The organism is Novosphingobium decolorationis (assembly GCF_018417475.1).
GTDB lineage: Bacteria > Pseudomonadota > Alphaproteobacteria > Sphingomonadales > Sphingomonadaceae > Novosphingobium > Novosphingobium decolorationis.
Genome location: NZ_CP054856.1, coordinates 3,834,129 through 3,846,225, shown reverse-complemented (window position 1 = coordinate 3,846,225; position 12,097 = coordinate 3,834,129). Strand labels below are relative to the sequence as shown.

At 61.9% G+C, this 12,097-nt stretch carries 14 protein-coding genes; 12 read left to right on the top strand and 2 right to left on the bottom strand.

All coding sequences use genetic code 11. The features are described from left to right. Positions 1-3: 3 nt before the first annotated feature. The 12 genes from HT578_RS17815 (at position 4) to HT578_RS17760 (ending at position 10,308) form a co-directional block, all read left to right on the top strand. A complete protein-coding gene (locus tag HT578_RS17815; protein ID WP_213500922.1) occupies positions 4-330 on the top strand; it encodes a TrbC/VirB2 family type IV secretion system protein in 327 nt (108 codons plus the stop codon). A gap of 44 nt (positions 331-374) precedes the next feature. Beyond that, positions 375-611 (top strand): VirB3 family type IV secretion system protein, encoded by a 237-nt coding sequence (locus HT578_RS17810; protein ID WP_239026340.1) that lies wholly within the window; start codon positions 375-377, stop codon positions 609-611. Positions 612-621: 10 nt separating this feature from the next. After that, a complete protein-coding gene (gene trbE, locus HT578_RS17805; protein ID WP_213500920.1) occupies positions 622-3,069 on the top strand; it encodes a conjugal transfer protein TrbE in 2,448 nt (815 codons plus the stop codon). A gap of 2 nt (positions 3,070-3,071) precedes the next feature. Next, positions 3,072-3,824, top strand: coding sequence for a P-type conjugative transfer protein TrbJ (trbJ, locus tag HT578_RS17800; RefSeq protein WP_338422144.1), 753 nt, complete (start codon positions 3,072-3,074; stop codon positions 3,822-3,824). 127 nt (positions 3,825-3,951) lie between these two features. Further along, on the top strand, positions 3,952-5,253 hold the full coding sequence (trbL, locus tag HT578_RS17795) for a P-type conjugative transfer protein TrbL (RefSeq protein ID WP_213500919.1): 1,302 nt from the start codon (positions 3,952-3,954) through the stop codon (positions 5,251-5,253). A gap of 3 nt (positions 5,254-5,256) precedes the next feature. Further along, positions 5,257-6,054, top strand: coding sequence for a conjugal transfer protein TrbF (trbF, locus tag HT578_RS17790; protein ID WP_213500918.1), 798 nt, complete (start codon positions 5,257-5,259; stop codon positions 6,052-6,054). Beyond that, positions 6,051-6,872 (top strand): P-type conjugative transfer protein TrbG, encoded by an 822-nt coding sequence (trbG, locus tag HT578_RS17785; RefSeq protein WP_213500917.1) that lies wholly within the window; start codon positions 6,051-6,053, stop codon positions 6,870-6,872. Before trbF ends, trbG begins: the two co-directional genes overlap by 4 nt. Further along, the gene (locus HT578_RS17780) at positions 6,872-8,026 is read left to right on the top strand and encodes a TraB/TrbI/VirB10 family type IV secretion system protein (RefSeq protein ID WP_213500916.1); all 1,155 of its coding nucleotides are present in this window, start codon (positions 6,872-6,874) and stop codon (positions 8,024-8,026) included. The genes trbG and HT578_RS17780 overlap by 1 nt, the downstream gene beginning before the upstream one ends. A gap of 20 nt (positions 8,027-8,046) precedes the next feature. After that, positions 8,047-8,277 (top strand): DUF2274 domain-containing protein, encoded by a 231-nt coding sequence (locus HT578_RS17775; RefSeq protein ID WP_213500915.1) that lies wholly within the window; start codon positions 8,047-8,049, stop codon positions 8,275-8,277. Then, the gene (locus HT578_RS17770; protein ID WP_213500914.1) at positions 8,274-8,468 is read left to right on the top strand and encodes a MerR family transcriptional regulator; all 195 of its coding nucleotides are present in this window, start codon (positions 8,274-8,276) and stop codon (positions 8,466-8,468) included. Before HT578_RS17775 ends, HT578_RS17770 begins: the two co-directional genes overlap by 4 nt. A 1,173-nt stretch (positions 8,469-9,641) precedes the next feature. Next, complete coding sequence (locus tag HT578_RS17765) at positions 9,642-9,902, top strand: hypothetical protein (protein WP_213500913.1); 261 nt, start codon at positions 9,642-9,644, stop codon at positions 9,900-9,902. 151 nt (positions 9,903-10,053) lie between these two features. Continuing rightward, a complete protein-coding gene (locus HT578_RS17760) occupies positions 10,054-10,308 on the top strand; it encodes a hypothetical protein (protein WP_144400890.1) in 255 nt (84 codons plus the stop codon). A gap of 29 nt (positions 10,309-10,337) precedes the next feature. Here the strand turns inward: HT578_RS17760 and HT578_RS17755 are convergent, their stop codons facing one another. Both HT578_RS17755 and HT578_RS17750 read right to left on the bottom strand, forming a co-directional pair. Beyond that, the gene (locus tag HT578_RS17755; protein WP_039390576.1) at positions 10,338-11,159 is read right to left on the bottom strand and encodes a transglutaminase-like domain-containing protein; all 822 of its coding nucleotides are present in this window, start codon (positions 11,157-11,159) and stop codon (positions 10,338-10,340) included. 16 nt (positions 11,160-11,175) lie between these two features. Then, on the bottom strand, positions 11,176-12,090 hold the full coding sequence (locus tag HT578_RS17750; RefSeq protein ID WP_039390578.1) for a transglutaminase family protein: 915 nt from the start codon (positions 12,088-12,090) through the stop codon (positions 11,176-11,178). Positions 12,091-12,097: the final 7 nt, after the last annotated feature.

Here is a 12,097-nt window from a genome sequence, read left to right as displayed (position 1 = left end):
CCCATGACGCGCTTTTCTGTCCGCAGCTGCACTGCAATTCCCCTTGCCTTTGCGCTCACCCTGGCACTTTCCGCGCCGGCTTACGCAGCCGGGTCCGGCATGCCCTGGGAGGAGCCGCTCGAGCAGGTCCTGGAATCGGTCCAGGGCCCCGTCGCCAAGATCGTCGCTGTCATCATCATCATCGTGACGGGGCTGACCCTTGCGTTCGGGGAGACATCGGGCGGTTTCCGGCGCCTGATCCAGATCGTCTTTGGCCTCTCCATTGCCTTTGCCGCCTCCAGCTTCTTCCTTTCATTCTTCAGCTTCGGCGGCGGGGCACTGGTTTCGTGACGTCAGCGGGCTCCCGGGGCGACCGGCACGTCGAAGGATTCGAAGTGCCGGTCCACGCTGCGCTGCAAAGCCCATTGCTTCTTGGCGGTGCTCCGCGGGGTATTGCCATCGTCAACGGGACGCTCGCCGCTGCTGTCGGCCTTGGACTTCAGCAATGGCTCGCCGGCCTTGGCCTGTGGGCGCTGGGGCACAGCCTTGCCGTTATGGCCGCGCGCCGCGACCCGGCCTTTGCGCCGGTCGCGCTGCGCCATCTCGCTCAGAAGAGCTACTTCGCCACCTGAGGATATGCTCATGATGTTCCTTCGTGAATACCGCAGCCATTCCGAAAAACTGGCAGACCATCTGCCCTGGGCCGCACTCGTGGCGCCGGGCATCGTCCTCAACAAGGATGCAAGCTTCCTTCGTGTCCTGCGCTTCCGCGGCCCGGACCTGGAATCGGCAACCGAAGCTACTCTTGTCTCGGCCTGTGCACGAGCGAACAATGCCCTGAAGCGGCTGGGCAGTGGCTGGGCCCTGTTTTTCGACGCTGAGCGGCGTGAATGCCTCGACTATCCCGAAAGCACCTTTCCCGATGCCGCCAGCTGGCTCGTTGACGAAGAGCGCCGCGCGGCTTTCAAAGCTGCCGGTCGTCATTTTGAGAGCCACTACCACCTCACGCTGACATGGCTTCCTCCCGCTGACACAGCAGAAGGGGCCGCGCGCTCACTTGTTGAGCGGCCGGAGGAGAGGAAAGGCCGCGACTGGCGCGAAGCGCTGGCCCGCTTTGTCGCCGCGACAGATCGCGTAACGGATCTGCTTGCAGGTTTCATGTCCGAAGTCTCGGTTCTCGACGACGAAGACCTGCTGACCTTCCTGCACGCAACCGTATCCGAGCGGCCCCGGCGGGTCGTCACTCCCGCGATCCCGATGTACCTTGATGCGATACTGGCAGACACCCCGCTCACGGGCGGACTGGAGCCAAAGCTTGGCCGCCTGCACGTGCGCACGGTCACAATCCTGGGCTTCCCCGGCTTCAGTCGTCCCGGGATCCTTGACGCGCTGAACCATCAGGATTTTTCCTACCGCTGGGTCACACGCTTCATTGCTCTCGACAAGACGCTGGCGACAAGGACGCTGACAAGCCTGCGGCGCCAGTGGTTCAACAAGCGCAAGTCGGTCAGCGCGCTGCTGCGTGAAGTGATGTATAACCAGCCCGCACAGCTGCTGGATTCCGACGCGGACAACAAAGTGGCCGATGCCGACCTTGCGTTGCAGGCGCTGGGCGGAGACCATGTGGGTTTCGGCTACCTCACAGCGACGATCACAGTCACGGACGAAGTCCGGGAAGCGGTTGAGGAAAAAGTCCGCAGCGTCGAGCGGATCGTGAATGGTCTTGGCTTCACCTGTGTACGGGAAGGCATGAATGCGGTTGAGGCCTGGCTCTCATCGCTGCCAGGCCAGGTTTACGCGAACGTTCGCCAGCCTCTCGTGCACACGCTCAACCTAGCCCACCTGATGCCACTTTCGTCCGTCTGGGCCGGACCGGCGCGCAATGAGCATCTGGGCGGACCGCCACTGCTCATGGCGCAGACATCCGGCTCGACGCCGTTTCGTCTCTCCACGCATGTGGGAGACGTAGGACACATGCTGATTGTCGGGCCGACCGGGGCTGGCAAGTCGGTGCTGCTCAGTCTGCTTGGCCTTCAGTTTCGCCGTTATCCCGGCGCGCAGATCTACGTTTTCGACAAGGGGAATTCGGCCCGCGCTGCGATCCTGGCAATGGGCGGAATGCACCACGCCCCGGGCAGCGGCCAGGATGACAGGGGTTCTCTCGTATTTCAGCCGCTGGCGGATATCGACCAGCCTTCTCAGCGCAGCTGGGCTGCGGACTGGATTGCCGCGCTCCTCAGCCACGAAGGCGCCGAGGTCGGTCCGGAAACACGGGAAGCTGTCTGGAGCGCTCTTAACAGTCTTGCTTCGGCGCCACGCGAGGAGCGCACCATCACCGGGCTGGCGCTGCTTCTGCAGTCCCGGGCTCTGCGGACGGCTCTGCGCCCCTACACCCTTGAAGGCCCCCACGGCGCGCTGCTTGACGGAGGAGAACAGAACCTGCGGCTGCGCGATGTCCAGTGCTTCGAAATGGAGGCGCTGATGGGCCAGAGCAGCACGGTTGCACCGGTGCTGAGCTACCTCTTCCACCGTCTGGAAGAACGCTTCGACGGCCGGCCGACGCTGCTTATTCTCGACGAGGCCTGGATCTTTCTCGATCATCCTCTTTTCGCGGCCCGTCTGCGCGAATGGCTCAAGGTTCTTCGCAAAAAGAACGTATCGGTTGTCTTCGCAACGCAAAGCCTCGCAGACATCGCCGGCTCAGCCATCGCGCCGGCCATCATCGAAAGCTGCCCGCAGCGCATCCTGCTCCCCAATGATCGCGCCACAGAGCCTCAGGGGCGCGACCTGTATGACCGCTTCGGGCTGAACGCCCGGCAGATCGAGATCATCGCGCAGGCCACCCCCAAGCGGCACTATTATCTCCAGTCAGCGCGGGGAAATCGCCTTTTCGAACTGGGCCTTGGCCCCGTCGCACTGGCGTTTTGCGCGGCCTCCGATCCCGACAGTCAGCACCAGATAGATGCGACCCTGGCCAGCCAGGGTCCGGACGGTTTCGCGCAGGGTTTTCTCGCGGATCGGGGCCTTGGCTGGGCCGCTGAGCTCGCTGCCGGATTTCGTGACCCCATTCATCAGATAAGAGGAGACTGAAGATGGCTATGAAAAGCCCACCGCGCCTGATCACTCTGGCTGCAGCCTTAGCGGGCAACAGCCTTCTGGCGACCGGCCTTACGGCGCTGCCCGCACCGGCGCATGCTCAGTTCACCGTCTTCGATCCAAGTAACTATGCACAGAACATTCTGACAGCGACCCGGACACTGCAGCAGGTCAATCAGCAGGTCCGGCAGCTCCAGAACGAGGCGCAGATGCTCGTCAATCAGAGCAGGAACCTTGCAAAGATTGACTTCCCGCAGCTCGACGCCATTCGTGAGAGGCTGGCCGAAATCGATACGCTGATGGATAAGGCGTCTGGCATCGACTTTAACCTCGCGCAGACCGACGCCGAGTTTGAGAATCTCTTCCCGCGCGATTTCAGCTCGGCTCTGCAAAGCGATGCCCGGGTTCGCTCAGCGCGCAGCCGGCTCGGCGCAAGCCTCGACGCTTACCGCCAGACGATGCGCGTTCAGTCGGGCATAGTTGCCAGCGTCGGACAGGACGCGCAGACGCTCGCGGATATCGCCGCGCGCAGCCAGAGCGCCGAAGGCGCTCTTCAGGCCCAGCAGGCGACCAATCAGCTCCTTGCTCTCGTGACCAAGCAGCAGTTCCAGCTGCAGCAGCTGATGGCTGCCCAGTTTCGCAGCGAAGCGACCGAACAGGCACGCCGTGAAACACAGGCAGCTGAAGCCCGCGCTGCGACGAAGAAGTTTCTCGGCACCGGATCGGCCTACACGCCCGAACAACCCTGAGGGTTTCGTAACCGGTCCGGAGCCCCTGGCAGCGATGTTTCGTCCTCGTCGCTGCCGTCACGGGGCGCAAGGCCCGCTCCCCGGCTGCGCCCCGTGACACCCTTTCAGACAGAGAAAGGCTAAGCATGTGAACGACCTCAATGTCATTGACCGCTTTCTCCAGGCGTTCACCACTTACATCGACAGCGGGTTCGGGCTGCTCGGTCCGGACGTGGGCTTCCTGACTACGACGCTGATCGGCATAGACATAACGCTCGCCGGACTGTTCTGGGCAATGGGAGGCGAGGACAATGTCATTGGCCGCTTCCTGCGCAAGATCCTGTACATCGGCGCTTTCGCCTTCATTCTGAACCGCTTCTCAACACTGGCCGACATCATCTTCCGGTCCTTTGCACAGGCAGGACTGACGGCCGGTGGCGGAACCATGTCTGCGGATGATCTGCTGCGGCCCGGCCGTCTTGCCGCGACCGGTTTCGAAGCCGCCTGGCCCCTGCTGGATCAGGCCAGCGATATGGTCGGGTTCACGAGCTTCTTTGACAATTTCCTCACGATCATAGTGCTGCTCTTCGCCTGGGCCATCGTCATCATCGCGTTCTTCGTTCTTGCGATCCAGATGTTCGTCTGCATTCTCGAGTTCAGGCTCACCTGCCTTGCAGGTTTCATTCTCGTCCCCTTTGCTCTGTGGAACAGGACCAGCTTTCTTGCCGAACGGGTGCTTGGTCACGTCGTTGGCTCGGGCATCAAAGTTATGGTGCTTGCCGTTATCGTCGGCATAGGATCGGGCTTTTTCTCGGAGTTCACCAGCGCACTGCAGGGCCAGGATCCGGACATCGGTGCCGCCATGAGCCTGGTGCTTGCCAGCCTCTCGCTGTTCGGTCTCGGGATCTTCGGCCCTTCAGTCGCTTCCGGCCTCGTCTCGGGCGCGCCGCAGCTGGGTGCCGGGGCCGCAATCGGTACAGCAGCGGGCGCAGGTGGCATGGCGATGGTGGCTGGCGGAGCCGTGGCCGGCGCTGCGGGCGTTGCCAGCAGCGCCGCCCTTGGCGCGGTACGCTCAGGCGCCTCAATGGGCCGCGCGACGGCATCGGCTTACCGGACGGGACAGCAGGCATCCTCAAAACCGACTGTCAGCGCCGGTCTGCGAGGTGTGGCGCACAGCGCCGCCAGTGCTGCCAGAGGCCGGATCTCCGGTGCTGCCGGTGCAGGGAAATCCTCTCAGGGGCAGACCGGCTCCGCTGGTGACGCGCAAAGTTCAGGGGGCCGGGCCGATGTACCTCCTTCCGCGCATCAGGACACGGCGCCGGCCTGGGCGCGGTCGCTGCGCGCCGAACAGACCAGCCGCCATCGCCGTCAGCTTGCGATCCATGCGCTTCAGCAGGGCGATCGGGGCAGCGGTTCCGCCACGCCCGATATTTCGGAAAGGAGCGAGTGAGATATGTTCTTCAGGCGAAACATACAAAGGTATGGCCGGACGCCCGTACCTGAGACACCGTATCAGCGGGCCGGACAGGCGTGGGACGAGCGGATCGGCTCCGCCCGCGTTCAGGCCCGCAACTGGCGCCTCATGGCATTCGGATGCCTTTCACTGACAGGCGTGACGAGTGCAGCACTGGCCTGGCAGTCGACGCAAAGCCGCATCACTCCCTACGTCGTGGAAGTCGACAGACTTGGCGAAGCGCTGGCGGTACGCCCGGCCGAAGCGGCCTACAGGCCCGGTGACCATGAGATTGCCTGGTACCTGGCCCGCTTCATTTCCAATGTCCGTTCCGTTTCGCTTGATCCTGTCCTGATGCGGCAGGACTGGCTCGATGCCTATGACTTCACGAGCCGGCGTGGCGCCCGTTTTCTGAGCGACTACGCCCGCGAGGCCGCGCCCTTTGCCAACCTGGGGCAGCGAACGGTATCCGTACAGATTTCAAGCGTCGTGCGGGCGTCTGACACGTCCTTCCAGGTCAAATGGACCGAAACCCGCTTCGAGCGCGGTGCGAAAACCGATGTGACCCGCTGGACCGCGATACTCCGCGTTGTCCTTCATCCGCCAGAAACAGCCGAGATCCTGCGCAAAAATCCCCTCGGGATATACGTCGACGCCGTCGACTGGAGCCGCGAATTCGATGGTTCAGGCACCCGCTCACGCGAAAGCGCGCCCGGCGGGACGACCCGGCCTGCCGACGAAGGCCCGGCAACCGACCCGATCACTCCAGCGACCCGGATCAGGGAGACGACATCATGAAACTTGTCATTCCATTTCTGGTGGGGGCGCTCACCTTTGCAGGCCCCGCGCTCGCCGACAGCCCGGCGGCCGAAGTCTCCAGGGCAACCGAGGCCGCGACATTGCGACCCGGAGCCGGAGGCTTCATCGCCGGAGCTCAGGTCTATCCCTTCAGCGATTCCAGCATTTTCGAAGGCTATGTCGCTCCGGGACAGGTCACCGACCTCGCTCTCCAGCCCGGCGAAGCGCTCGTTGCCGTCGCAAGCGGCGACACCGCACGATGGGCGATCGGAGATACGACGAGCGGGACCGGCGTGACCCGGCAGGTCCATGTCCTGATAAAGCCCTTCACAGCCGGCCTCAGAACCAATCTCGTCGTCACGACAGACAGGCGGACCTACCACCTGCAACTCCTCAGTACGCAAGGCACAGCGATGTCCTCGATCCGCTGGACCTATCCCCACGACGAACTCGTCCTGCAAAAGCAGGCCGCGCGTGCAGAAGCAGCCGCGGCTCCGGTCGCCAGCGGAATTCGCCTGGAAAAGCTGCATTTCAGCTATGACATCACCGGTGACAATCCGGACTGGAAGCCACTGCGGGCCTTCGACGACGGGCAGCATACCTATATCCAGTTCCCGCTCACTCTGGCTCAGGGGGAAGCGCCACCGCTCTTCGTGATCAGCAACGAAGGGCAGGCCGAACTTGTCAACTATCGGCTGCAGGGCCGCTACTATGTCGTGGACCGGCTCTTCGATCTCGCCGAACTCAGGCTGGGCCTGAAGAAGCAGCAGATCGTGCGCATCGTGCGCCACGCCTCCGGCAAGGGACGGACGGGGTGATGACAGAGACAGCTTCGAAAGAACCCGCCGCCAAAGGAGATCCTGAGAGCTTCCAGCTACGGGCCACGCCTGCCCGCGCGATCCGCTTTCGCCGCGATATCGTTATCGGCGCTGCATTGCTCGGCTCAGCAGCGCTCGCAGCGATTGCATTTATGGCGCTCAGACCGCAGGTGTTTCCCGGCAAAGTGGATGACAAGGAACTCACGCGACCTGCGACGAACGCTGAACCGGAGACACTGACCGATCTTCCGGCAAGTTATGGAGATGCACCAAGGCTTGGCCCGCCTCTGCCGGGTGACCTTGGGCGTCCGATATTGCGTGCTCAGGAACGCAGCCAGGTCGTATCTACCTCAGGACAGGCCGGTGCGCTGGCGACACAACGCCAGCAGCGGCTTGCCGGGCTCAAAGCTGCCCGGGAATCCAGCCTTTTGGCTCAGGTCTCGACGCCCGGGAAAACTGAGGCGGACGGGCTGTCTCCCGGTTCTGGCGCGGTTTCGGCCGCCACCCCATCTGCCCCTTCCGAACAGACACGAAAGGAGCGCTTTGCGAGTACCCCTGACACCAGTGTGCGCATAAATCCGCAACGCCTTGTTGCGCCTGCATCTCCCCGCAGCCTGCTTGCAGGCAGCGTGATCCCTGCCAGCCTTATAACAGAGCTGAATTCCGACCTGCCTGGCATGGTCATCGCGCAGGTTACGCAGAATGTTTATGATACCGTCACAGGTAGCCTGCTCCTTATACCACAGGGCAGCCGTCTCATTGGCAAGTACGACAGTGTTGTCGCCTTTGGCCAGAAGCGGGCCCTTGTAGTCTGGCAGCGGCTCATTCTGCCCGATGGGCGCTCCGTACAGCTCGGCAATATGCCGGCAACCGATCCCTCCGGCTACGCCGGCCTTGCCGATAAAGTCGACTTCCACACCTGGACGCTGCTGAAGGGCGTCGGAATCGCGACACTGCTCGGCGTTGGATCAGAACTTTCGATCAGCGGCGAAAGCGATCTGGTCGAAGCCATCCGCCAGTCTGCCCAGACGAGTGCTGCCCGCGCAGGGGACCAGGTGACCCAGCAAAATCTGACCGTCCAGCCCACCATCACTATCCGTCCCGGCGCACCTGTACGCGTCGTTGTGACGCGCGACCTGATCCTTGATTCCTGAACAAGCGAAGGAACTAACAGATGACTCAGCTGAAGCTCGCGAGACTGCCGGATCGCACGCCAGTCAAGCTCACCATAACGATTACACCCGATCTGCAGGACGCTCTCCAGGCATATGCCGGCTTCTATCAGGCCCAGTATGGCGTGGAAGAGCCGGTAACCGAGCTCGTCCCTGCTATTCTGTCGGCCTTCCTTGATGGTGACCGGCACTTCGTTCGCGCCCGGGCAGCAGCACAGCGGGGGCGGTCATGACTGAGCAGGATCCGGAAACAGAGATCGAGCCTCTCACGGTTCGGGTTTCCACAGCGGTACGGATTACAGGGCTAAGCCGGTCCCGGATCTATGAGCTGCTTCAGACAGGAGACATCAGCGCAGTCAAAGTCGGCCGGCTCACGCTGATCGATTATGGCAGTTTGAAATCCCTGACCATACGAGAAGGCTGAATTTCAGCCGCATGCCGGCTCACGGGGTTAGCATAAGCGAGCAACAGATTGCGGCAGGCCAACGATCCGCAAGATTTCGCGGAAAGACAATAAAGAGATATCCAAGCCAGCGCGCCGGAATGGCCTGGATTGGGACAATCCCGACAGTCGGCTTCAATGCCATAGTACGTCGCAACCGGACGCCATCATGAGGCGAACGTCCCGTAAGTAGTCTCCCGAAACTGGTCGTTCGTTCATCCCCCAAACGCGCTAGTCGTCAAATTCTGTAAGTCAAATAGTCGATCCCCTCCCAGCTTCTAAAAGTCGAATAGCGCTTGGCCGTGACAGTAACCTTTTCCCGGAAAAACTTCCTGTGTGAATCAGAAGAATCTGGCAAAATCGAAGCCTACAGGAGTTGGGCGATTTTCATAAGGAAGTTGAAATTCGCGCGTGAACCGATCGGGTGCTCGCCTTGAGCCAACAGCATGTTCATGGTCATGCTGCCACAGCGGGGCATGGCCAGCGCGGCGCATCTTCACAATCCAATTCGAACAATTGTCATTATTTTACGGAAATATTTTTTACGCCGGACTGAAAGCCCACCTACAAGAAGGTGGCGTTACCTGTTGAAGTGGCGTATACCGATGACATTGCCGAAGGTGTTTCGCAATTCGGTGACTGAGAGACCAAGCGCGCTCCCGCAGGATGGAGCATGCGCATGGATCTTGAGCAACTTCTTTTCCACCGTCGGTTGGCCTTGTCCGAGAATTTGGCTCGAGGCGCGAGCCTTGGGTCTCGTTTCGATCTGGTTCGGCATTATGAGCGACGTATCGCGAGATTGCGCCCGGATCGAGGTGCATTGCCCTATCCGAGCTGGACGCGATAATGATCCAGCTTGCGCCTTGCAGGGTGCCATCGATCCGGCATCCCACGCCTGGCGCGAACGGGCGCCTGTGGTCGGGGCCACCGCGCAACTCTGCGGTCTACCGTAGGCGCGAAGACATCTGGAGGCTGGCCCATAATCTGCTGGGCGGGCCCAAGGCGGCCGATGCCTTCCTGAGCCAGCCTTCAACAGATGGCCACGGCACGCTGATGGACCAGGTCCAGGCCTCTGCCTTGGGGCAACTCCAGGTGAGCCATTGCCTGCACAGGCGGGCGTCTCAAGGCGGCTACAATTTCTGACAAGGGTAGCAAATGACCGAAGAAGCCACGGAAAAACCTGTAGTCCGAGGTGCGTGGTCGCGCCGGGACATCCGATTCAAGATTCCGCCAGAGGCGGCCAAGCGGCAAGGGCTCATTATCCGGATGGCGCTTGAAAGTTTCGCGACGAAGGATGAAGCCATCGCCTATCTCAATGGCGAATGCATCGCTCTGGCCGGCCGCCCGCTCGATCTGGCGACCCATTCGCACAAGGGATTGGAGCAGGTGATCGCGGACCTGAGCAACAGATGCTGATGTCAGTGGCCGGCTTGGCAGAATCCGGCGTGCTCCTTGCCTGGAAACGGGATCGGAGAAGTCATGCCGCAGCGGCCTTGTGATTCATGTGAGCATGCAAGGAAGTTGGCACGCGCGCGCTTGGCCGAACGCTGTGGCTAGGATGGCTTTGGTGGCCGCCTTTGCCATCACGACCTTTGCGACAGGGCCCCTTCCTTTTGTGCTTGGGGTATACCAAGCGAGTTTTGGCAGTTTCGTTTCGTACGTCTTCCTGGCCAGTGGCCTACTCATCCTGGGCGACTATACTACGGGTGTAACCCGCTGGAATTCGGATACGTCGATGGTACTGTTCCTGGCCGCCGCGCGCGTGTTGACTATGGCGATACCGGCTGCGGCTTCGTTTCTAGTCGCCTCTTTGCTGTTCTGATCGGCCCGGGCGATGCCCGGGCCAGCTCGTCAGGGCAGGGTCGCCGACGAAACCTCTTCCGCCCGGACGAAGAACGACTTTAGAACCGCGTCGCCAAAGCTCGTGGTAAGCGCCACGTCGGTTGCATCGCGGCCCCTTGCCATCAGAATCCGGCCAACGCGAGGGACAGCATGGCGGGCGTCATAGGTGTACCAGGCGCCCTGGATGAACACGTCGAACCATGCACTGAAGTCCATCGGTGCGTCGTCCGCCGGCACGCGGATGTCGCCGAGATAGCCTGTGCAATAGCGGGCCGGGATGTTGAGGCAGCGACACAAGGCTATGGCCAGGTGGGCAAAGTCCCGACACACTCCCTCGCGCTCCTGGTAACCGTGCCATGCCGTCTTGTTCGATCTGGCATGCTCGTAGCCGAAGCACAGGTGGCCGTGCACGAAAGCGACGATGGCCTCAACCCGGTCTCGGGCTGACACCAGGTGACCGAAATTGCTCCAGGCCACATCCATCAGCAGGTCGGTTTCGCAGTACCGGCTGCCCAGAAGATAGATCAGCGCTTCGTCCGGATAGGTTTCGACGCCGGCCTGCGGGCCGTCGGGCGCGCGAACGTCGGGCTGGCCATCGTCCTCGATGACGAAATCGCAGGACATCGCCACGCCTCCTGCAGGCGCCGTGAAGCGCGAACAGATGTTCCCATAGCCATCCCCATAGTCGTAGATCGGCACCTCGGGCCAGGTGCGGATGCGCTGCGGGGTAGTGAGGTGCTTGTTGCGAGAGGGGTGCACGCTCAGCAGGGCCAGCATGGCGGTCGGTATCTGCGCTTCGAAGTGAATTTCGTAGCCGGCTCGAATGAACATCGTGGATTCCTTGCTTTCACCCGAAGCGGGTATTGGTGGCGCCGTGCGGGGGCGGGGCTGCGCCGCTCAACCGGATGTCGACCTCTACCGACATGCCAAGGTTGCTGCCGGGATAGCCGGTCCACAGGCCTGACAGCGGGACGGCCTGGTAGGGATCGCGCGCGATCGCCACGCGGATCAGACCGCTGTTCCCGACGATGCCGTTGGTCGGGTCGAATTCGACCCAGCCGGAACCCGGCAGGAAGATGCGAACCCAAGCGTGCGTGTTGCCCCCGCCCACGCGGCCCGTGCCGCAGTCGGGATCATAGACGTATCCGGATACGAACCGGGCCGCGAAGCCGACCGAACGCACCGCCTCGATCATCAACACCGCAAAGTCCCGGCAGGTTCCCTGCCGCCTTTGCAGCGTTTCGATCGGGCTTTGCGTACCCTTCTCGTGGCGAGGAATATAGGTGAAATCGCGCCGGATTGTCTGCGTCATGTTCACCAGCATGCCCAGCGTATCGGCGGACCGGTCCAAACCGACGAAAGTGCGCGCCCAGTCGTCGATGATCCGCCCGGGATCGAGGTAGGCGCGTTCGATCGAGCGCAGGAGATCGGGCATGTCCTCGGAGGAATAGGTAAAGGGAAAGCGCCGGGCGTACGGTTCGATGTCAACGCTGGCCCCGGCAATGGGCTCATGATCGAGATGCACGGTACTCTCGACCCGCAAGTTTCTAGCCAGCGCACCGAAGGATGCGATCGCCACCGAATTGCCGAACACGTCATGCAGCCAGCGCAGCTCCGCCGGCTGGGGCGTTATCTCCAGCTTTGCACTGACAAGGCGCTGGTCAAAGCTCTCGCGCGGGCGCATCATGATTCGATGTTCACCGAGAGCAACAGGCTGTCGGTAGGAGTATTCCGTAAGATGACGAATGATCAAGTGCGGCATGTCTGCG

What these genes read in the sequence shown, in the direction of transcription:
- HT578_RS17780 (WP_213500916.1), top strand. Translation starts at nt 6,872, where the DNA reads ATGACAGAGACAGCTTCGAAAGAACCCGCCGCCAAAGGAGATCCTGAG.
- HT578_RS17815 (WP_213500922.1), top strand. Translation starts at nt 4, where the DNA reads ATGACGCGCTTTTCTGTCCGCAGCTGCACTGCAATTCCCCTTGCCTTT.
- trbG (WP_213500917.1), top strand. Translation starts at nt 6,051, where the DNA reads ATGAAACTTGTCATTCCATTTCTGGTGGGGGCGCTCACCTTTGCAGGC.
- trbJ (WP_338422144.1), top strand. Translation starts at nt 3,072, where the DNA reads ATGGCTATGAAAAGCCCACCGCGCCTGATCACTCTGGCTGCAGCCTTA.
- trbF (WP_213500918.1), top strand. Translation starts at nt 5,257, where the DNA reads ATGTTCTTCAGGCGAAACATACAAAGGTATGGCCGGACGCCCGTACCT.
- trbE (WP_213500920.1), top strand. Translation starts at nt 622, where the DNA reads ATGATGTTCCTTCGTGAATACCGCAGCCATTCCGAAAAACTGGCAGAC.
- HT578_RS17765 (WP_213500913.1), top strand. Translation starts at nt 9,642, where the DNA reads ATGACCGAAGAAGCCACGGAAAAACCTGTAGTCCGAGGTGCGTGGTCG.
- HT578_RS17775 (WP_213500915.1), top strand. Translation starts at nt 8,047, where the DNA reads ATGACTCAGCTGAAGCTCGCGAGACTGCCGGATCGCACGCCAGTCAAG.
- HT578_RS17770 (WP_213500914.1), top strand. Translation starts at nt 8,274, where the DNA reads ATGACTGAGCAGGATCCGGAAACAGAGATCGAGCCTCTCACGGTTCGG.
- HT578_RS17755 (WP_039390576.1), bottom strand. Translation starts at nt 11,159, where the DNA reads ATGTTCATTCGAGCCGGCTACGAAATTCACTTCGAAGCGCAGATACCG.
- HT578_RS17750 (WP_039390578.1), bottom strand. Translation starts at nt 12,090, where the DNA reads ATGCCGCACTTGATCATTCGTCATCTTACGGAATACTCCTACCGACAG.